This is a genomic window from Yersinia antarctica (assembly GCF_056636475.1).
Map to the genome: position 1 here is coordinate 4,042,817 of NZ_JBSJQF010000001.1, position 20,882 is coordinate 4,063,698.

A 20,882-nucleotide genomic window follows, 5' to 3' on the forward strand; every position below is an offset into this window, starting at 1 on the left:
TTACCTCACCAAACGCTTGGCAAGCCAGCGTTGTAGAGCTTGTGGAAGTAGAGCTGTTAGTCGTAACAGCGCGGCGAACAGTGGGGGAAAAGCAATTTCAGCGGCCCCTTTTGCCAGACCACGGCGAATATAGTGCGAAGCCTGCTTAGGGGTGATTATCATCGGCATGGCAAAATCGTTGCGGTCAGTCAGCGGTGTGGCAACAAAACCGGGTAATATCAGCGAAACATTAATACCGGATTTTGCCAAATCCACGGCCAGGCTACGGGCAAAATAGGCAAGTGCAGCTTTTGAGGCACCATAAGCTTCTGCGCGCGACATGGGGATGATGCTTGCTGTTGACCCCACCAATGCGATCCTGCTCCCGGACGACAGTTGTGGTAACAGGGCATCTAAGCAATTGATCGGACCAAGAAAATTAGTATTAAGCACCCGTGCAACCCGTTCAGCCTCTACGACACCGTTATCAAGGTATTCACAGGTTCCAGCACACAAAATAACCAGATCGGCCGGACATTGCGCCAACGCGCTACGCGTAGCAGACAAATCGGTTATGTCGAAATGACGCGCCGTAATTGCCGAATTATGCGCGCCAAGTGCCATCAACCGGGCTTCATCACGTCCACAGGCGGTCACCTGCCAGCCCTCGGCGGCATAATCGAGCGCCAATTGCTGCCCAATCCCGGAACTGGCTCCGGTGATCACCACGTGTTTCATGCTTGTAGCCTCTTCTTCAATTTGACAACAATCCCGCCGAGTAGCGGTATATGTTCATACAGCATGGCACCCAGATCGTAGTAATCACGCTGATAGATAACCCGCTGTTCAGCAAAGCGTAACTGGCTGATACCCTCTAAACTGAGCAAGCTGCCACGGCGCAGACGGGGATGGGCATAAGTCATATGCCAGCACACAGAGGCTTGTTGGTCATGGTGCTGAATGTCAGTGAGGGTAAAGCTACAAGTGCTTAAGTTACTGAGCAGCAATTGAAAATAAACTTCAAGTGAACTCAATCCCTGATGTTCTCCGACGGGATCGATAAAGTGGATATCGCGATGATAAACATCAGATAGCTCGACCAGACGTGCTGTATCCAACGTGGTATAGAATTGTGAAAAACGTGCCAGCAGTGCTTCAGCGTTACTCATGGTAGTGCTCCGAAGCAAGGATTAGCAGAGCATGGTTATCGATAAGCGTAATATTCAAGCCTGCATCGCACCAAGCTGCTAATTGCCGCCGCTTGGCAGTATTGAGTACGCCATCGGTGCAGAGAAAGTAGCGTTCGGCCTTAAACATAGCCAATTGCGGAGCTTCCAGCGATCCCGGCAAAATATCGATATGCATATTGTTTTTCGCCAGAACGATGGCGGCCATCCACAACTCGGTAGGATCGATGTTTCCCCATCCCAGTAGTAATACATTCTCGCCTGGCTTCTTGCGTGCACCCAGCATACAAAAAGTCGCGTATTCAATGATCACGCCATCCAGCAGACGACTCAGCATGTGCAGCAATTGATGTTCATTCTTAAGCTGTGAACGTAATGGTCTTAGCACATATTCAATCAGGGCCTGAGGTGGATATTCGCGCCCTAATTCAAAGATACGACTACGGAGTTTATGCGGTGCGGGAGCCTGAATCAGCGCCAGTAACTGTTGTTGCAGTGTTACCCAGTTAGTGCTGTCGCCAGGTGCTGTGCCACCGTCGAGTAAAGGTTTGATCTGGCTAACTGGGACGCCGCGTTCTATCCAGCGCACAATAGTGCGGATACGGACAATATCGTCGTCATTGAACTGCCGATGGCCACCTTCAGTACGTTGTGGTTTTAACAAGCCATAACGCCGTTGCCAGGCACGCAGTGTTACTGGATTAATACCACAAAGTTGCGCCACCTCACTGATACTGTATGTAGCCATGCCATTTACCTTGCCGAAAACACCTATAGATTAACCATAGCGGGTTAATACAAACTTGTACAAGAAAATAATAATTGTACAAGTTTGAGCAAGAAACGAAGAAAGGGATTACGGTGGTGAAATTAGGCTGATGCAGCTTTCTACATGTTAAGCCAATTCGCAGCAGAGGAAGATGTATCTGTTACCCAATAACTCTTTTAACTAGCTGAAATGAAACGTTCTATTATCAGGATTACTTGTCAGATCCGCCCTATTCTGATTTCAGCTTGTGACTGAACCAAATAGCATGCCAACCCCCGATGATACCCCCATCGCAAGCGCACTCCAGAAGGTAATTCGAATAATACCTGGCCATATTGGCGCTCCGCCTGCTTTCGCGGCAATCCCCCCCAGAATAGCCAGAGAAGCCAATGCTGACAGGCTAATGGCTGGAATTGCCCAGTCAGCCGTGACAATAAACGCCACCAACAAGGGCAGTATTGCGCCCGCTGAGAAGCTCATCGCAGAAGCCCAGGCCGCTTGTAATGGGCGAGCGGTAGTGATTTCAGATATCCCCAATTCATCACGGGCGTGAGCACCTAACGCATCATGGCTCATCAGTTTTTCAGCCACTTGCTTGGCCAGTGCTACATCAAGGCCGCGATGAACATAAATCGAGGTTAACTCACGATATTCACCTTGAAAATCGGCGTTCAGTTCTGCTTGCTCTTCCGCCAATGCGGCCTTTTCTGTATCTGACTGAGAAGATACCGAGACATATTCCCCTGTTGCCATCGACATCGCACCCGCAACCAGACCTGCAATGCCGGTCAAAAGAATACTTTGATGTGTGGCATTGGCTGACGCGACACCCAATAACAAACTTGCGGTAGAGACAATCCCATCATTAGCACCAAGAACTGCGGCCCGCAGCCAGCCTATCTTTTCTATACTATGCCGTTCTCTGTGCATCGTGGCGCTACCTTTTAGAGTGAAACTTCAGAGTTTATCAAGTCGCTGTTGAATGTCCTGATGACGGCCTTTATCTGCCAATTCTCGGCCTGAACGTGCTGGGGCCGCCAGTGCTTTTTGTAAATAGCCTTTTGCATCCGCTTTGCGCCCTTGCTCCAACAGGAAATCACCATAGAAATAGTTGGGATCTATGCCGGTTGGATTCACCTGTAACGCTTTTTTTAACAACAGTTCGGCTTGTTTTTTATCGCCAAAACCAATAGGCCAACCAGGAACCTGATAATAGAGGGTTCCGAGGCTGGTATAAGCAGAGCCATCCAACGCATTAGCATCGAGTTTTATTGCCAGCTCCAGCTTAACTTTCGCGTCCTTAACCAAATCCAACGCTCCCAGCCCCCCCTTCTCTCCTGCCCAACTGCTTTTAACGATAGCAGACCAAATTAATAGATCAGCACGTGATCCGTTGGCTGAACTGGCCTTATCTGCAATCGTACTGAGTTTTTCCAAACAGGACTCTTTCTGTTTTGCCACCACCTGATATTGGCAAACAGCCCATTGATTTTGGATATCGACCAACTCACTTTGGGCATAAACAGCGGTACTGCCAAAAACGGTAAGTAATAATACTAACGTCTTCATGGTGAATCCTTCTTATCACTGGAAGCCTGAGCATAGCGGGCAATAATAGCGTGTTGCTTCGCGAGAGCTTTATCAACAATGCTGGGGAAAATTGCATTTAATTTGACAAAGAACCGCTCCGGCCAGCCAAGCCAGCGCCGTGTTACTTCTTGATTCAGCGCAATAACTACCTGTTTAGCCACAAACTCGGCACTGTCACTTTTTGTCCCCAATTCTGCATTCATGGCATAAACAGCCGTTGAATTAAGTGTGGTTTGTGTGGCTCGGGGGGCAAAATAGAGAACATTGATGGCCGAACCGCTTAATTCCCGGGCCAGTGCCTCACTAAAGCCACGAAGGGCGAATTTACTGGCGCAATACACGCTATATCCGGCATAACCAATACTGCCAAAGCTGGAACCAATATTCATAATAATGCCGGGATTACTGATATAGGGTAGTAAAGCTCGAGTCAGTAATATCGGCGCCTGAATATTCAGTGATAACTGCTGTACTATCTGTTGCTCACTTTGATCCTCAAGCCACGCAAAGTGATTGGTGCCAGCATTATTGATTAAAATATCAATGCTGGGTTGATCCCTAAGCACTTCAACCTGTTTTGCCAATGCCGCCGAGTCACAAAGGTCGGCTACCCATACTTGATGATCCTCGGGATTAGGTAATGCATTCAAAAGCTGTGTAAGGGCAATTTCATTGCGCCCGTGCAATATCAAACACGCGCCCTGTTTCGCCAATGCATGGGCCAGTGCCCGGCCAATACCGCCACTGGCCCCGGTCAGTAGAACTCGGCTATTATTGAGTTTCATTGCGGTTGATCCATCAGGCCACGCAGCATGTCCCCATAAAGCTGGTAAACCACCTTGGCAGAATGAATAATCGCCGCACGATCTTCGACTTTTTCAACCTGGTTCATTAATGATTCAAAAAAAGTCAGATGTTCTTTATCCAGTTCACCGTGTGAACTGAGGTAGCTCGTGGCTTTTTCCGGTAACCCCAGCCCTTGTTTGAGCTGTTGGGCAACCGTTGTTGCGATAGCAACACTGGTCCCTTCCAGGACGTGCACCATACCAAAAATACCCATCGGGTTAAGGCGGGAGGCATGATCGTAGAGAAACGCTATCATTAACTCTATCGCCAATACTGGCTGACCATGACGAACGGCCTGCGCATCACCGCCACAAGTGCGAATATCATTTAATATCCATTCCTGGTGCCCATATTCTTCATCAATATATTCGGCGATAGCCCCACGAACCCACTCATACTCTGAGCTCATCCGGCCACCCGCCGTCATCAGTAAAGGGACGGTATGGCTAACGTGATAGAAAGCCTGGGTCAAAAAGGCGATATACATTTCGGCGTTAATATTCCCACTACGACAAGCCTCTATAACCGGAGCAGAAAGGAGTTTCTCTCTATCCGCCGCAGTATCATGCTGTAATTGTTGATAGAAATTCATACCCTACCCCCTGCAATTAATTGATCGATACGGAGGTGATACTCGGACAGAATTTGCTGCCTTTTCGGACGCCCGTTATTGGTTAATAACCCGTTTTCTACACTTAGCTGGGCCAGAAGATAATGGTGAACCTGTGCGTAATCAGGCAGCCGTCTATTAAGTTGAGCTATTTGATCTGCAAGACTATTTTCATAACCGGGTGTCGGTTGGATCAAGGCGACATTGGCGGTTAACCCATCACCAAAGATGACAATACGAGATATCGCCGGAAAAACTTGGGCTTCGGCTTCAACCCATTCTGGGGAAAAATTCCGACCAAATGCTGTAATCTGAACATTCTTTTTACGGCCAGTAATATGCAGAAAACCTTGGTTATCAAAATGCCCAAGATCACCAGTCGTCACAGCTTGTGCCGGTGCCGACTCGCCCAAATAGCCAAGCATTGTTGAACCAGAAATCAGAATTTCCCCATCTTGCGCGATGCTTATCTGACAATGCGCTAATGGTTTACCCACTGAGCCGGGCAACATATCCCCCTGCGTATTTAGGGCAACCACCGAACCACATTCTGATAACCCATATCCTTCATAAACCGGCAATCCTAATTGATGTGATTTAGCCACTAAATCCGTGGCAACCTTGCCCCCGCCAACAGCAACAAAACGTAAACTCTGTGTCAGATCTGGATTTATGGCACATAACATCACCAACAAGCGTAATAGCTCGGGTACCAGTACCAAGCTGTGCGGGCGCCACTGTTGAATTGCTTGGGCAAGGATCTGATAGGAGAATTGGCTGGAGCCGGTAAAACCCACTTCAGCAAGCGGCGGTATACGGCTACATGCCCCGCTTAACAGCGGAACATACAGTCCGGTAATGTTTTCAAGTAATGTTGAAAGGGGCAGCAATGTCAGATGCTGTTCAACATTGGCAGGAGCCACTCTGTCGATAAGCGATAGACTGACTTGCATCTGATGATCCCAACTCAGGCATACCCCTTTGGGATGGCTCGTGGTCCCCGATGTATAAGTGATTTTTGCGGTATGCGGTGGTAACTCGGGCACCGCTATCGGTTGGCGGCGTTGCAGAGCGTATTCAAATGATGTGGTAGTTATCCAATCCGCGCGTGCAGGGCCAATCAAAGCATCCGCACCGCTACTATCCAGTAGCCAATTCTGCTGTTCATTACTGAAAAAAACCGGCACCGGTATCATAACAATATTGGCTAATGCGCAAGCCAAATCGATAATGGCCCAGTCAATGCCGTTATCCAGCAAGAGTGCCAGTCGCGCTATTTTCTGGTGGCGGAACCTCTCTGCCAATGCCGCTATTTTGGGCAGTAATTCACCGTAGTTAATCACCTGATAACTATCGCACAATGCAGGGCGCAGAGGGTCTTGCGCCGCCATTTTCGCCAACTGTTCAAAAAGGATCATCGTTGTGTCCTCCTTTGAAAAGTAAAAATGCTGGGCATTGGCGCAAACAAGGAAAGTAATAAGCTGGTTTTACTCAGCACTTGGCGGCCCTGATTTAAGTCCCCCACCATCACACAGGGTTGGCTCTGGTAGTATTCCCCCCATGCAAAAGCCTCTTCACCGAGACGATTTGCCAGCGCAGGGGCCAGTTCCAGTGGTTTTAAATTCAATCGGTGAAAAATATTGCGTAATTTTCGGGTACCGGTAAACACCACGTAATCAAGCTGGTTCTCACATAACAACCGGCAAATAGCCGCAAACATAATTCGTGCATTTCCCGATTCCGAACAAGCAAAATTACCTATTTCAACCAAACGATTACGTAAAACTGAATGCCCTGTTTGCGTTGCAATGACCACCTCAATAGGTGCGTCCAAATAGTGCTCAAGATAAAGTGCCCCGAAATCACCACGATTCAAGCCACAGGCACCAATAAGGACACCATCGGCACGATACAGTCCTAATAAATGAGGTAAAAAATGTGGGATAGTGGCATTGAACTCACGGCTATACTCCCGCTGAATATATTGTTGCAGTTCGTTTTCTTCTTGCTCATTCTGAGCAAATAACAACTGGTAAGGTGCCTGAATATTCATGCTCATAATCGCTCCTTTTACTGATAATAAGGAGTGTAATGATGGATACTTAAGAAAAACTTAAATTGATAACAATATTGGGTTTAGCCGTTAAATGCCTTTATATCCCCAACCCGCACACGTGGGTTTTTCTCCTTAACTCATTGATACTCATTGATACTCATACCACAAGAAATATCTGGAAATGCTCACTATTGAGCAATAGCAAGCTACATTCATAAGCACTATTCAGCTATTCCATATAGTGTCTAAATGAAAATGTACCAAAAATCATATTTGAGGAGATAAACATGTCACAACCCCCAATCAATCAATCAGATATTAAACATTCCAAACAACGGCGCTCACTATTAAAAACTGCGGTAGGAATGTCGGTGCTTGGTATCGCCAGTGGATTAACTCTAGCCACACCAGGGATATCTTACGCAGCAGCATTAACGCGTGAAGAGCGAGATAAACTCACTCCGGAGCAAATTATTGCTGGCATGAAAGAAGGGAATATCCGCTTTAGAGCAGGCAAGATGCAACAGCATGATTATTTGGCTCAAAAACGGGCCAGTGCTGAAGGTCAATTCCCCGCGGCGGTTATTCTCAGTTGTATTGACTCACGGGCTCCGGCGGAAATTCTTTTTGATACCGGGATTGGTGAAACGTTTAATGCCCGTATTGCCGGTAACATTGCCAATAACGATTTGTTGGGCAGTATGGAGTTTGCCTGTGCGGCCGCGGGAGCAAAAGTAGTTCTGGTCTTGGGGCATACTTCGTGTGGCGCAGTTCGGGGGGCAATCGACGGCGTAGAACTCGGTAATCTGACCGGCTTGTTAAATCAAATTAAGCCAGCAATTGACGCAACCCAATTTAACGGAGAAAGAACCGGTAAAAATGATCAGTTTGTCGATGCCGTTGCTAAAACCAATGTTCAGCATACGATCAATGAAATACGGAGCCGGAGTAGTATTCTCAATGGATTAGAGAAAGAGGGGAAAATTAAAATAGTTGGCGCAATGTATAATCTCAATGGCGGGGCCGTTGAGTTTATTAGCTAATAGATTACAAGCTCCGGGCTTTATCGCTCGGAGCAAATTCATAATGATATCGAGCCGCTATTTTCTGTGGTGGTAGGCAACTAATAAGTGATGCCAGATTCCATTATCTATTTTTTAAACAACATGTTATACAGAAAAGCATCACCAAAGACACAGGATAAAAGAAAGTCGTGCTACGCTTTAATTAAGCGATAACGTTAATTTAGCTATTCTTTATGCTAATAGAATTCCTACACGAAAAAGTTCCTTAGCCTCACCGTTATCAGGAGCGTCACCATGAATCCTCCAATATATGTTTGTTAGCCCTATTTAAAAAACTTAAATAACAGATCACTATTTTACCTGTGTGGGGCCTCGATATGTTTCACTTTGATGCTTATGGTACGCTCGTTGCTGCAACGCTGGTGCTATTGCTAGGAAGGCAATGTGTCCAGAATATTCCTCTACTACAAAAATATGCTATCCCGGAACCTATTGCGGGTGGTTTGCTGTTCGCATTACTGTTTCTGCTTATTCATCAGACAACCGGTTGGGAAGCCAGCTTTGATACATCACTACGTGATCCGCTAATGCTGACTTTTTTTGCCTCAATTGGCCTTAATGCGAATCTGGCAAGCTTAAGGGCTGGCGGTAAGGTATTGATAAAGTTTTTTGTGGTCGTTATTGGTTTGCTGTTACTGCAAAATATGGTTGGCATCGGTATGGCCAAAATTCTGGGGCTGGAGCCACTGATGGGGCTGCTGGTGGGAACCATAACACTTTCTGGTGGGCATGGCACCGGTGCGGCTTGGAGTGCCGTATTTGCGGAGAATTATGGCTTAAGTAATGCTACGGAAGTTGCCATGGCCTGCGCAACTTTCGGTTTGGTATTAGGTGGCTTGATCGCCGGCCCTATTGCCCTTTATCTCATTAAACATTCCGCCACTCCCAATGGCAGAGCCGAAGATGCCTTGCAACCCACAACCTTCGAGAAACCTCAGTCAGGGCGGATGATCACTGCGCTGGTATTAGTAGAAACTATCGCCATGATTGCCATTTGTTTGATGGCTGGTCGCTATATCTCGGGGTTACTGGCGGGATCTCTATTTGAATTACCGATCTTCGTCTATGTCTTATTTGTCGGGGTTATTCTTAGTAATCTACTCACTTATACCGGGTTTTATCAGGTTTTTGACCGTGCAGTCTCCGTAGTTGGTAACGTAAGCCTCTCCCTTTTTCTGGCAATCGCGCTGATGAGCCTGAGATTGTGGGAATTGGCGTCTCTGGCATTACCGATGTTGGCGATTTTATTGGTGCAGACGCTAACCATGGCTCTGTATGCCATATTTGTCACTTATCGGATTATGGGAAAGAATTATGATGCGGCCGTTCTTGCTGCTGGGCATTGTGGTTTAGGTTTGGGGGCAACTCCAACAGCAATTGCGAATATGCAAGCGATTACCGAGCGTTTCGGACCATCTCACGTTGCGTTTCTGATTGTACCGATGGTCGGCGCTTTCTTCCTGGATATCGCCAATGCAGTAGTGATCAAACTGTCTTTGTTATTACCGATGTTTACGCAACTTGGCTAAAAGCCAGTATTCATGGTGGCATCAACCGGCCAGAAGACGGAAACCCAGTATAAGCCAGCACATACCCTATAGTATGTGCCGGTGTTTATTCACCAGTGCACCTCTAACGCGCTAAATCTCCTCCCCCCTCGCGCCATGCTCTTCTTAAGTGATAACTGTTGATCTAGCATTGATTTCATAAGGTATTGCCGGTATAACTAACAGCCATTTAGAGATATAGACGTCTAAACGGATAAAATATCATGCACTCACCTGTTCCCGTCGAAGGGCAGTTCAAACGTACAATGAAGGCCCGGCATCTGGTGATGCTCTCTCTCGGGGGCGTGATTGGCACCGGCTTATTCTTCAACACCGGCTATATAATATCCACCACGGGTGCCCTCGGCACACTGTTGGCCTATATGATAGGTGCTGTGGTGGTCTATCTGGTAATGCTCTGCCTGGGTGAACTGTCGGTAGCAATGCCAGAAACCGGGGCTTTTCACGTGTATGCTTCCCGCTATCTTGGCCCAGCCACTGGCTATACCGTTGCCTGGTTATACTGGCTGACCTGGACAGTAGCCCTCGGTTCCAGTCTGACCGCCGCTGGGTTCTGTATGCAGTATTGGTTCCCTCAATCACCGGTGTGGTTATGGTGCCTTATCTTTTGTCTGGCTATTTTTCTGCTCAATGTGGTCACTACCCGCTTCTTTGCCGAAAGCGAATTCTGGTTCTCACTGATCAAGGTCGTCACCATTTTGGCGTTTATCATTTTGGGCGGTGCGGCGATGTTCGGCCTATTACCGATGAAGGACGGCACACCTGCCCCCTTCCTACACAATCTGACCCAATCTGACTGGCTGCCAAACGGCACCTTACCGATCCTGATGACCATGGTGGCGGTCAATTTCGCTTTCTCCGGCACCGAGTTAATCGGTATCGCTGCGGGCGAAACAGAGAAACCAGAAAAAGCGATTCCGTGGGCAATCCGCACCACAGTGATCCGCCTGAGTGTTTTCTTTATCGGTACGGTATTTATTCTGGCTGCGTTGATCCCGATGGATCAGGCCGAGGTTGTCAAAAGCCCGTTTGTACTGGTATTTGAACGTATCGGTGTACCCTATGCCGCCGATATCTTCAATTTCGTGATCCTGACTGCCATCCTGTCAGCCGCTAACTCTGGTCTTTACGCCTCTGGCCGCATGCTGTGGTCATTGGCCAATCAGCGAACACTGCCTGCTTATTTTTCCCACATCAATAAACGCGGCATTCCTATTAATGCGCTGATCTTTAGCATGCTCGGCGGCTTGTTGGCACTGTTGACCAGTGTTATCGCGCCAGATACGGTGTTTGTCGCACTATCAGCGATTTCTGGTTTTGCCGTCGTCGCAGTCTGGCTGAGTATCTGCGCAGCCCACTATGTTTTTCGCCGCAACTACCTACGCAGTGGGCTGCCAATCGAGGGACTGAAGTACCGCGCGCCGGGTTACCCGCTGACGCCGATCGCAGGCTTCAGCCTGTGCCTGTTAGCCTGTATCGGTCTGGCCTTCGATCCTGAGCAACGTATCGCCCTATACTGCGGGCTACCCTTTGTTGCCTTGTGCTATATCACCTATTACCTGACCCATCGTGCCGGGAAAAACCAACCATTGGGAGAGAGTCATGCCGGTTAACAACCCTATCTCTGCGCTCTTAAGCGCTGATCGCACATTGATTTTGGATGGCGCATTAGCCACTGAACTGGAGGCGCGAGGTTGCTCTCTTAGTGATCCGCTGTGGTCCGCTAAGGTGCTAATTGAGAATCCTGAACTAATTTATCAGGTTCACTTGGACTATTTTAACGCAGGGGCACAATGTGCCATCACCGCCAGTTACCAGGCGACCCCACAGGGTTTCCTGCGCCGTGGCCTCGACCAGCAACAATCGTTGGAACTCATTGCCAAAAGCGTTCAGTTGGCACAGCAGGCACGCAACGACTTTTTGAATCAGCACCCGCAAGCTGAGCCGCTGCTGATTGCCGGTTCCGTTGGCCCATACGGCGCTTATATCGCAGATGGATCTGAGTATCGAGGCGATTACCGGCTGCCACAGGATGAGATGATCGCCTTCCACCGGCCACGTATCGCGGCACTGGCTGAGGCTGGGGTTGACCTGCTGGCCTGTGAAACACTGCCATCGTTCGATGAGTTGCAAGCGTTGCTAACACTACTGCAACAATTCCCTACTTTGGGTGGCTGGTTCGCATTCACGCTACGCGACAGCCAACACCTGAGTGACGGTACCCCCCTGACCGAAGTTCTGGCGCTACTGCGCGGCAATCAGCAAGTATTGGCCATCGGCATAAACTGTATTGCGCTGGAAAACGTGACCCCGGCGCTACAGCAGTTTGCGGCACTGGCTGACAAGCCGCTGCTGGTGTATCCAAACTCAGGGGAACATTACGATGCTGTAAGCAAAACCTGGCATGCCTGTGGTGGCGAACACAACCACCTGATTGATCTGGTTGGGGAATGGCAGCGCCTGGGAGCACGACTGATTGGCGGTTGCTGTCGTACCACACCAAAAGATATTCGCATCATCGCTGAGCACTGTAAGCCGTAATCCCCCAGTGATATTGTAGCTAAGCGCCAACAGTATCACTGGATAAGCTTTGCCGCCTGATGAACTGCGGCAAAGCCTCTAAATATGCTGCTTCACCTGAGCGGCATTATTTAGTCGCCTAATTGCCGGCGTCAGGCTGGCGGCGATAGTCGCTATCACGACAGCAACGGCTGAAGCCAGCAAAACGGCCCGGCTGCCATAGTGCATAGCGAGAGGCCCCGCAGCAAGTTCCCCGATAGGAATTGCCACAAATGACCCCATCGCATCATAGGCATAAACACGCGCGAGTTTCTCGGGTGGAATATGGGTTTGTAGAGAATGTGCCCACACAACACCGAATTGCCCAAAACCGACGCCGGCAATAAAAAATGCCCCCATAAGGATGGCAGTCGAAGACACCATACTAAGGAGAGTGATAGGGACTGCACAAAGTGCAACCAGAAGGACACCAATAAACAGATCGCGTCGTGGCCGCCAGCGGAGTGCAATAAAAGAACCGGCAATCAGGCCAATACTTTGTGCGGCAACAATAATCCCCCAACTGGCACGCCCAAATGAAGCATCAGCCACTATCGGGCCAAGGATCATCACTACGCCGCTAAAAGCGGCATTAACAATAGTGAACTGGGCAACAATAGTCCACACCCACGCACGAGCAATAAACTCCTGCCAGCCATCCCGTAGATCCTGCAAGATATTGGTTTTCGATGCGAGGAGCTGTGCCGAGGCAGTGCGAATCAAGAGATAAAGCGGTGCTGAAGCGGCAAACCCCAAGGCATCGACGGCCAATCCCCAGCCAGGCCCAATGGCAGCCGTCAGAACCCCGCCCAGTGAGGCGCCAATCACCGTCCCGCCATAGACCCCCAACTGGATAAAAGCGTTTGCTTCCCTGAGGTTACGTGCTGGTACTGTTTGTGGAACCATTGCTGAAGAAGCAGGAAGGGCAATACCCGCTGCCGCGCCGTTAATCGTCCCAAGGACCGCTAACCACATAATTGTGGCTGTTCCATCCAGCACCAACCAGGCAACAATCCCTTGAGATAAGGCGGCAATAACAGATGAAGACAGCAGAACCTTACTTCGCGAGTAACGATCCGCAAGTACTCCACCAATCAATAAGAAGGCAACATTGAAAACAGAACGTGCAGCTACCACCAGACCTAAATCTGCTGCGGAACCGCCGATATCCAACACCGCGAAAGCCAGTGCAATCGGTGCGATTCCATTACCTAATACCGTGAGGAGGCGGGCAAAAAACAAGTTTCGAAACGGGGCATAGTGAAATACATGTCGGGAAGATGGGACCGTGGCGTTCGCGTTCACTCACTTTTCTCCGCACTGATTTCAATACCTTGCAGGCTCTCACTGCTATCTTTCAATGGGGCTATTTCATACTTTTTTTGTTTATTCATTTTGGGCAACTTTTCATCACATGACGCGCTTGTAGCAGGGGTGCCGCCGTGACATCCTCTGCCTTCACAAATACCATTGCCAAATATGTGTCTTTATCTGTATGAATGCCAAGATTAATTGATTTGAATGTATAAAATTATTCAAATCATCTGATGAAAACCCTAACTTTGTCAGGTAGCAGATTTATTACACCGTTACCCCTAAGTTGCTATAGGGATAACGGCGGTCTCAGCTACGGGTGCTGTTCCATATTGGGTAACGCCAGCAACGCATAGCGGTTCAGCAGTTGACTAAACCGACTGTCAATCTGTTGGCGCAGTGCCGATGACGGAGTCTGCCCTGACTCGGACTGTACCTGATACTGACGCAACAACTCTTCCAGCGGTAAGGTTTTTGCCAGCGGCTGTTGTATCGCAAACACCACCGTTTTCAGCTCCGAAACCGTCATATAGCGTCCCTTCTTTTCATCCAATCCATTCAGTCGCTCTGCCAGTTGCCGCAAACGCTCTTGTGCCAATGCATAGTGTTTCAACTCCACCAATGGCGCAGCACCGGCTTCTCGTTGTTGTTGCCATAATGCACTCAGTCGGTTGACTTCTTGACTGGCGGGCCACAGTTGCTGCGCTTGTGATAACACCCCATCCCCCCGCATTTGTGCCCATAACGGCGGTAACTGTGTCAGTTGTTCCAACTGTGTGCCACTGCCTTGCAATACCGGGCCAGCCAATCGTACCAACTCAGCATCTGAGGTTTGTTTTCTCAGTTCATCGATTGATTTGGCTGCCAGTGGCGCAGGTAATGGCGCGACGCTGGTCAGCAATGCCTCGCGCAATGGATTAGATGACAGCGACTGCCAGATAAAGAAACTGCCCACCATCAAAACAGCCATCAGCGATAGCCCGGCGACAAACCCCTGCCCCGCTTTCCAACGTGGTGGGGGCGGCAAAGGCGGCGACAACTCCACCTCAACACGCGCCGGGGCCGGTTCGTTGACAAGATAAACCAGTGGTTCGCTGACCGCAGCCGACGAGAATGTCGGTTGTGGCTGTCGTTGTGGTTCAGAGACACCGGCATGCCGTACCGGAATACTTAATCGGTCTGGCGTATCAGCGGCGGCCTCGGCGCTCTCCAGACGTAGTGCTGCGTTATGCAACATCAGGCGCACCCCATCCAATTTACTCAGATGTTTGAGCTCTAGCGTTTGCAACTGCGTGCACAACTGTTCCAACGCACGCTCTGCCCGGTACACCTGAGCCAGGTCACCGTAGCATAACGTCATGGTGCGCCAAACTTGCTGCAACCGGTCACTCAACCAGGCCAATAACGCCACCCGGGCATGTGTTTGCGGCGGCCATAATGCACTCCACTGATGAGACAGCAAGCCCGCCAACAGCTCCAACCCTTCACACAACCCGGCAAGACCGGCAATGTGCGTACGTGCCAAGGTAAAATCTACCGTGGTCTGCAACTCAACCCCGTTCTGGCGAAACAGCGCCAAACAAAGCTGCTCGACCCGCCCCCAGTCAACATCCGGGCGAGCTGGATGATGTAATTTGCCGATTTCGTCACGTAAGGCACTAAATTCAGCAAAATGGCGGGGGTCACCGCCGGTTTTAACCGTGCGCTCAGTATTCGATATCATGTGTTTGTCTTCCCTGAATAGGCGTTAAGATGACTCACCCGGATTGAGATAATGTTGTTGTTTAAGATGACGTATCAGCACCCGGCCTTCCGGCATAAATGCCGTGCCGTAACGCACCAGTCCTAGCCCTTTCAGTTCCGCCTCAATGGCATACTCCAGATGGCCAGGGGCGGATTGTGGCAGTAGCAGCACGTTGATACTTTTCAACCGTGGCTCATATTTTAGCAACGTGGCTGAGAGCGTAGTCAGCAGCGCGTGCGCACTGCCCGGCAATCCCTGTAGGATCTCGCTCATATCCGGCAGACCATAATCGGGCAGATGACTGAGTGTACCGGCGCGGCAGTTGAGAATGCGCTGCATATTGTCGAGCACCGAGAGAATGACCTGGTTAGCTTCACTGACCTGATGTAGTTCAAGCCCGCCAGTGAAATTGCCCAGCAATTGCTCATACAGTGACGGCGAGGAGGCGTCCGGCATTACTTTGTCTCCGCCCGCAATGTCAGGCTGTTATTACCCAATTCAAGGGTCCGAGGCTTATCGGGATGCAGGTCGTCCAGCGTCAGAATCAGACGCCAGTGGTCTTTGGCCATATCTGGATGGCGGAACAGCGCTACCACCGCCACAAACCGGGTATCTTTTTCCATCGGCATATCCAATGTTACCGCACCGCCCGGTTTCACTATCACGCTGCGGCTGGCCAGCAGGTCATCTTTAAGTGCCGCCTCCCCGTCGCTCGCCAGTTGTTGATACACCGTTTTTAAGAAGGTTTTATCATCACGTAACTGATAAACCCGCACCATCACCGGCTCCGATGACGAGTTCGCTTCGTGCTCATCGGTATTCAGAGCCTCACGGGCGGTAAAATCCAAATGCAGTACCTTTATCTGCTTATAAAACAGTGATTTTGTGGCCGATACGGTGCCATCAGTCACTGCTTGCGTCAGCCCACAGCCACTGAGCAATAAAACCAATGCTGAGATGCAGATTTTATTTTTCCAGGCGGCCCAAGTTTTATTTTTCGAAGTACAGATTTTATTTTTCGAAGTAATAGCTAACACGTCGGTTTCCTTCTTGGTATTTCTGTGGAGTCAGTCCACTGTAGTGTCCCAGCTCCACGGTATAGTATTCAGGTATATCGTCTGACAGCGTATCGTCATCCAGCCCCAGCACCCCGGTCAGTCCCAATCTTACCGGCGTCTCATCCAACACCAACGCCGGCAGCAACCGTGTTGCGACAGTCAGTTGAATACAGGCTCGATAGCGCCAGCCCAGATACACCCGCAACAGCACCAGAAAATCGGTATACAGCGGGCCATCCGGTAACCAGTCACCGGCCTCGTCGCGGTCTGCCGTCTGCAGAGAAATCAGTAACTGACTGTTGGCATCGATGGCCTCATCGCCCAGTACGGTGTAACCGTCCAGCCAGTTGCCCCCTTCGTCGGCAAATATCATCTGTGAGGTCAGACGAACCGTACGCAGGCAATGGGGCGTCACATCAGCCTGCGTAAAGGGGGCCAGCAGTCGGACCAGTGCCTGTACCCCTTCGGCAGTTCGCCCCGGTTGACGCATCACCCCCAGCAGGGCCAGAAAGCGTGATGTCGGGGTGGCAAAATGCTGCTGCGAACCTGGAATACCCATGCCAATCAGCCCCAACAGGCTTTGGGAGGTGCTATCTTTGCCGCCCGACTCAAAAGTGGCCGGATAGGAATATTTGCGCCAAATGCGATAAAACTGCGTCATAAAACGATGGTTGAAAATATCGAGGAACCCTTCCAGCGCCTCATGCCCTTCCCGCTGCTGGGTGATATCGTCGATATAGGCCGTCGGCAGAGGCGAATCTACACCGTACAACCCCATAAAGGTGGTGCGCGCCGTCAGCGGGGCATCAGGCTGCGCCGGATCAGTTTCCAGCGCCTTCAGCTCACTGACCGGGAAACCCATGCCCGGATGCGGACGAAAGCGCACCGGATCATCCGCTGGGTTATTGGTACTCCCCAGCGGCAAGGTTCCCGGTTGTTGCTCCAGCAACTGACAGAAGCGGTAAAAATTGATCTGTCCGATATCCCGCTTAAGCCGAGTGATCAGCCGGGAATGCGGGTCGTGTGATTCTCTTCCCATTCCAAACGTTCTCCTGTCGGTTGCAGTATCAGAGTCAGACGATTAAACAGATGAATATCGGTATACAGGGAAAAGAAGCGACTGAGCATTTCCCCGAACAGACAAATATCCCCGGTACCGGTAAAGCCGTTGCTGTCGAGAGTGATTTCAATGTGCACCCCGCGCAACAGATAGCCCCTCTCAAAGCGTTCAATCTCGCTATGTTTAACCTCGGCGATAGCCTCCAGTCGACGTCGGTTCATTTCGTTGTCCGTCCAGTCATACAGCGCCAGCGTGCCGCGCAGCACTTCGGCGTTATCCATCATCCACAGAAAACTGCTGCCCAGATGGCTCAGCACCCGCCAGTGAAAACGGTCGCGGTTGGGCGGGTAACACGGCAACGAAGGCGCCGACAGATTGCGCACCCGAACCTGAGCACCGGTGGATTTCACCGCGGTATCCAGCACCGTGCTTTGCAGCGCTTTACGCGGTAACTGCCCGTTGGTGCCGGTCAGGCTCAGCGACAGATTTTCATTATCCGGTACGCTGTGGTTATCAAACGCCTCGCCCCCCAGTACCAGCCAGGTATCGTGTAACCCCGAAGGCCCACGTTTGACCCGCGTATGGTAGTAATACTCAGGCGCATCATGGCGCAACATTCCGCCCTTGTGGCGAAAACTGGTGAAAGGGACATAAACCTGATGCCCACTATGGCGGGAAGAAATCACTGAATCTACCGAATAAATTTCGGTATAGCCGTCCTGAATGCGCATCGGGCGAAGCTGATATTCGGTCTGTAATGAAGAGAGCGACAGCGGGTCAGATTCCAGCGGGAACAGGTTAATCACCGGCACACAATGCAGGCGCAGATTCTTTTCGGAGAATGAAAAATCATGTTCCCAGCGTTTTTCCAGCACCACATCAATCTCAAACCAGGGCAGTTCTGCTGGCAGTTCGACCCCCTCCAACCCCTTCAACGCAACAAACATAAACTTTTCGCGGAAGGTGAAGTACTCCAGCAGGAGCTGATAACCACTGAACGCACTGTCGGCCTTCGGCCACAAGGTATCCTTCTCACCGAACCCCAGCGGGGCAAAATAGCCGTCCAGCGGCTGGCGATCAGCCTGCCCCGGCAGACGGATCCAGAGTTTGGCGGTATTCAGGGTCAGCGCCTCATGCAGGGCGCAAGCCAGTGGCGCATCGGCATCAAAATAGAGCGGTAGGCGGCTCAGGTTGATACGGCTCCAGTCGGCCAGTGCGCTGCAATCAAAGCGCAGCCGGATAACCGATCGGCCATCGGGTTCGCTGTCCAATTCGGCACGGCGTAGTGTCAGCGGGAGTAAGTCCATATCCTGCGTGGTGGTGTAGCGACAGCGGGTTTCACGCTCCCCAATCGGGCGGGAAAGCACTTCAAAACCTTTACTCACCCCCATGCGTTCTTTCATCCCCTGCCATTGTGGGGTGAACTCCACAATAGAAAGCGACGGAATGGTGCGCAGGTAGTGCGGCCACAGCAGGCTGACCAGCCCTTCAGTCAGCTCCGGCAGATCGTCATCCAATTTCTCCCGCAGTCGGCCCATCAGGAAGGCAAAGCCTTCAAACAGGCGTTCCACATAGGGGTCACGCGCCCCGGCTTTATCCAGATTTAATCCGGCAGCCCGATCAGGATGTGCACGCGCAAACTCTTCGCCCGCTTCGCGCAGGTAGCGCATTTCAGCGTCAAAATAACGCAGGGTTAAGTCATCCATAATGATATTTTTCGTTGTGCTAATGGAAAGGGTGAAATACAAAAAAACAGTGTTTCAGAAACAGCGTGGAGCAAGGAAAAACACGTTTTTTATGCAATATTTTTCTTTTCGGTTATCCGCATAATACGGCCGCACGGGCCGGGTCAAGGGCAATAAGCCCACTGAGCAGGCTTTCCATTTCGACATGCAGGCGGGTTTTGTCACTGTCGCTGCGTTGTGCTTTCATCCGCAGCAGCTTCAGACTTCGGGCTTTGACTTCAAACGCCAGCCCCGGCTCCCACTGCGGCAAGGTTAGCAATGCGCCGCTGCTATCAAGGTCACTCAACAGATGCAGTGCCATATCGTTCTTGCCGTACTGCTCCGCCACGCGGGCCATCACCAAACGCAGCAGCCACTGATGGCGGGCAGTGGTAATACCCGGACGGGATTGCAACCAGTTAAGTGCGGCTTCAATCCCTTCACTGTCCGCCTGAGCCAGAGCTTCTGGCTCCAGCAACAGAATGCCATCTTCACCGGATGACACCACGGCAGCAGGCTCGCTGCCCCAGCCCGACACCGACTCCAGCACCTGCTGGTTTATCCACCCCAGCGTCACCTCATCAGCAAACGGCGTGCCGTCACTCCAGCATAGCCCTTCCAGCCCTGGTAGCCGGGTCAGTAACAGACGTAAATCCTGGGTGATACAAGCTGCCCAGCCATCGAATGGGGCGCCCGCTTTACTGAGTGCCTGATGCAGATACCACTGCACATCGAGCCAGAAATGGTTGACCCCTTCGGCAAATATCGATTCCGCCTGTTCCAACAACTCCAGCCAGTTTTGTTGCAGATAAAGACGCTTGAGCAGCGCGCGATATTCCGGGCGCGGCGGTACCAGTCTGGTTCGTCCACTCACATCCAACGGCGGTGACTGGTGTACCGTATCCCAGCGCACGCTCTTGATAAGATGATGCCCAGAGAGCCATCCCTGCGGCTGGTTACGCAGGTATTTTGCTAACGTTTTAGCCTGGTCGAGCAGGTCACGCCCCGACTGGACTGGCCGCAACTCCGGTGAAACCATAGCAGTCTGGCCCTGACTCCCTGCCGATGATGACCCGCTGCTGTTTTGTGGCACCACCGCATTCGGTCCACCGGACTGCGCCAGACGATGTTCCAAGGCAAGATACAATCCACCAAACTGCGGACGGGATGCGTCATCCCAGCAGCTAAGGCTCTGTTCGATTAACGCCAGTGCGCCAACGATGCGTGCAAAATCCGCATTATCCACTTCAGGATAGAGCGACAAACTGTCCAGCACGCGAGAACTCGATAGCCATTCCAGCGCAGTTTTCCGACTGGCTGCGCGCAACGGATGCAGGGTTTCACCAAAACGGCTGATAAGCCCGGCCAGCAGTGCCAGTCCATCCGCCAGCCCAGCCTCGCCATCACGGTGTAAACGCGCCCAAATGTAATAGGTTGCCACCCGCACATCTTTGCCATGCAGGGTTAACAGTTTTTCTGCCAGCTCGCTGGCTAACGTGGTATCAGCACCTGAGAGTTTATTGACCTCTTCACGCATCTGCTGGAAGTCGTCATTGTAACTGAGGTCTTCTCCACTGTGCTGGTCAGTCGTCACCGGCTGCAACCAGCGCTCCCAAAGTGTAACCTGTTGTTCTGCCTTTAATAACAGTGAATCAGGGGCCGCGGCACAGGCAGTGATCAGGGTATTTAACGTCGCCATCATGGCTCCTGTTGGTCAATATCAGGGGGTTACA

General features: G+C 50.8%; 20 protein-coding genes. 4 read left to right on the forward strand and 16 right to left on the reverse strand.

Translation table 11 applies throughout. From position 1 onward, the window contains the following. The 9 genes from ACWJJO_RS18815 to ACWJJO_RS18855 all read right to left on the reverse strand — a co-directional run bounded on the left by ACWJJO_RS18815 (nucleotide 1) and on the right by ACWJJO_RS18855 (nucleotide 7,040). Nucleotides 1-717, reverse strand: a complete 717-nt coding sequence (locus ACWJJO_RS18815; RefSeq protein ID WP_372569605.1) for an SDR family NAD(P)-dependent oxidoreductase — start codon at nucleotides 715-717, stop codon at nucleotides 1-3. Then, a complete protein-coding gene (locus tag ACWJJO_RS18820) occupies nucleotides 714-1,148 on the reverse strand; it encodes a nuclear transport factor 2 family protein (protein WP_083162619.1) in 435 nt (144 codons plus the stop codon). The genes ACWJJO_RS18815 and ACWJJO_RS18820 overlap by 4 nt, the downstream gene beginning before the upstream one ends. Further along, entirely contained in the window at nucleotides 1,141-1,914 is a 774-nt protein-coding gene (locus tag ACWJJO_RS18825; RefSeq protein ID WP_083162617.1) for a MerR family transcriptional regulator, read from the reverse strand. The genes ACWJJO_RS18820 and ACWJJO_RS18825 overlap by 8 nt, the downstream gene beginning before the upstream one ends. 261 nt (nucleotides 1,915-2,175) lie before the next feature. Next, nucleotides 2,176-2,865: a VIT1/CCC1 transporter family protein gene (locus tag ACWJJO_RS18830; RefSeq protein ID WP_083162615.1), complete on the reverse strand. Its 690-nt coding sequence runs from the start codon at nucleotides 2,863-2,865 to the stop codon at nucleotides 2,176-2,178. A gap of 27 nt (nucleotides 2,866-2,892) precedes the next feature. Next, the gene (locus tag ACWJJO_RS18835) at nucleotides 2,893-3,504 is read right to left on the reverse strand and encodes a tetratricopeptide repeat protein (RefSeq protein ID WP_083162613.1); all 612 of its coding nucleotides are present in this window, start codon (nucleotides 3,502-3,504) and stop codon (nucleotides 2,893-2,895) included. After that, the gene (locus ACWJJO_RS18840) at nucleotides 3,501-4,310 is read right to left on the reverse strand and encodes an SDR family oxidoreductase (RefSeq protein WP_083162611.1); all 810 of its coding nucleotides are present in this window, start codon (nucleotides 4,308-4,310) and stop codon (nucleotides 3,501-3,503) included. The genes ACWJJO_RS18835 and ACWJJO_RS18840 overlap by 4 nt, the downstream gene beginning before the upstream one ends. Beyond that, on the reverse strand, nucleotides 4,307-4,963 hold the full coding sequence (locus ACWJJO_RS18845) for an iron-containing redox enzyme family protein (protein WP_083162609.1): 657 nt from the start codon (nucleotides 4,961-4,963) through the stop codon (nucleotides 4,307-4,309). Before ACWJJO_RS18845 ends, ACWJJO_RS18840 begins: the two co-directional genes overlap by 4 nt. Continuing rightward, nucleotides 4,960-6,399, reverse strand: coding sequence for an AMP-dependent synthetase/ligase (locus tag ACWJJO_RS18850; protein WP_083162607.1), 1,440 nt, complete (start codon nucleotides 6,397-6,399; stop codon nucleotides 4,960-4,962). Before ACWJJO_RS18850 ends, ACWJJO_RS18845 begins: the two co-directional genes overlap by 4 nt. After that, entirely contained in the window at nucleotides 6,396-7,040 is a 645-nt protein-coding gene (locus ACWJJO_RS18855) for a thermostable hemolysin (RefSeq protein WP_083162605.1), read from the reverse strand. The genes ACWJJO_RS18850 and ACWJJO_RS18855 overlap by 4 nt, the downstream gene beginning before the upstream one ends. 284 nt (nucleotides 7,041-7,324) lie before the next feature. Between ACWJJO_RS18855 and ACWJJO_RS18860 the strand changes: the two genes are divergently transcribed. The 4 genes from ACWJJO_RS18860 (at nucleotide 7,325) to mmuM (ending at nucleotide 12,231) form a co-directional block, all read left to right on the forward strand. Next, on the forward strand, nucleotides 7,325-8,080 hold the full coding sequence (locus ACWJJO_RS18860; protein WP_083162603.1) for a carbonic anhydrase: 756 nt from the start codon (nucleotides 7,325-7,327) through the stop codon (nucleotides 8,078-8,080). A gap of 359 nt (nucleotides 8,081-8,439) precedes the next feature. Beyond that, on the forward strand, nucleotides 8,440-9,651 hold the full coding sequence (gene gltS / locus ACWJJO_RS18865; RefSeq protein ID WP_442849076.1) for a sodium/glutamate symporter: 1,212 nt from the start codon (nucleotides 8,440-8,442) through the stop codon (nucleotides 9,649-9,651). Between the two features lie 242 nt (nucleotides 9,652-9,893). After that, nucleotides 9,894-11,303: an S-methylmethionine permease gene (mmuP, locus tag ACWJJO_RS18870; protein WP_083162599.1), complete on the forward strand. Its 1,410-nt coding sequence runs from the start codon at nucleotides 9,894-9,896 to the stop codon at nucleotides 11,301-11,303. Further along, nucleotides 11,293-12,231: a homocysteine S-methyltransferase gene (gene mmuM, locus ACWJJO_RS18875; protein WP_481091388.1), complete on the forward strand. Its 939-nt coding sequence runs from the start codon at nucleotides 11,293-11,295 to the stop codon at nucleotides 12,229-12,231. Before mmuP ends, mmuM begins: the two co-directional genes overlap by 11 nt. Nucleotides 12,232-12,309: 78 nt before the next feature. Here mmuM and ACWJJO_RS18880 read toward each other — a convergent pair whose 3' ends face one another. The 7 genes from ACWJJO_RS18880 to tssA form a co-directional block, all read right to left on the reverse strand. Next, on the reverse strand, nucleotides 12,310-13,554 hold the full coding sequence (locus tag ACWJJO_RS18880; protein ID WP_481091389.1) for an MFS transporter: 1,245 nt from the start codon (nucleotides 13,552-13,554) through the stop codon (nucleotides 12,310-12,312). A gap of 322 nt (nucleotides 13,555-13,876) precedes the next feature. Beyond that, the gene (locus tag ACWJJO_RS18885) at nucleotides 13,877-15,286 is read right to left on the reverse strand and encodes a VasL domain-containing protein (RefSeq protein WP_442850650.1); all 1,410 of its coding nucleotides are present in this window, start codon (nucleotides 15,284-15,286) and stop codon (nucleotides 13,877-13,879) included. 24 nt (nucleotides 15,287-15,310) lie between these two features. After that, nucleotides 15,311-15,763, reverse strand: coding sequence for a type VI secretion system baseplate subunit TssE (tssE, locus tag ACWJJO_RS18890; RefSeq protein WP_083162591.1), 453 nt, complete (start codon nucleotides 15,761-15,763; stop codon nucleotides 15,311-15,313). Further along, nucleotides 15,763-16,344 (reverse strand): type VI secretion system lipoprotein TssJ, encoded by a 582-nt coding sequence (gene tssJ / locus ACWJJO_RS18895; RefSeq protein WP_083162589.1) that lies wholly within the window; start codon nucleotides 16,342-16,344, stop codon nucleotides 15,763-15,765. The genes tssE and tssJ overlap by 1 nt, the downstream gene beginning before the upstream one ends. Continuing rightward, complete coding sequence (gene tssG, locus ACWJJO_RS18900) at nucleotides 16,319-17,404, reverse strand: type VI secretion system baseplate subunit TssG (protein ID WP_481091390.1); 1,086 nt, start codon at nucleotides 17,402-17,404, stop codon at nucleotides 16,319-16,321. Before tssG ends, tssJ begins: the two co-directional genes overlap by 26 nt. Continuing rightward, a complete protein-coding gene (gene tssF / locus ACWJJO_RS18905; RefSeq protein ID WP_481091391.1) occupies nucleotides 17,368-19,131 on the reverse strand; it encodes a type VI secretion system baseplate subunit TssF in 1,764 nt (587 codons plus the stop codon). The genes tssG and tssF overlap by 37 nt, the downstream gene beginning before the upstream one ends. A 112-nt stretch (nucleotides 19,132-19,243) precedes the next feature. Then, nucleotides 19,244-20,848, reverse strand: coding sequence for a type VI secretion system protein TssA (tssA, locus tag ACWJJO_RS18910; protein ID WP_481091392.1), 1,605 nt, complete (start codon nucleotides 20,846-20,848; stop codon nucleotides 19,244-19,246). Nucleotides 20,849-20,882 lie beyond the last annotated feature (34 nt).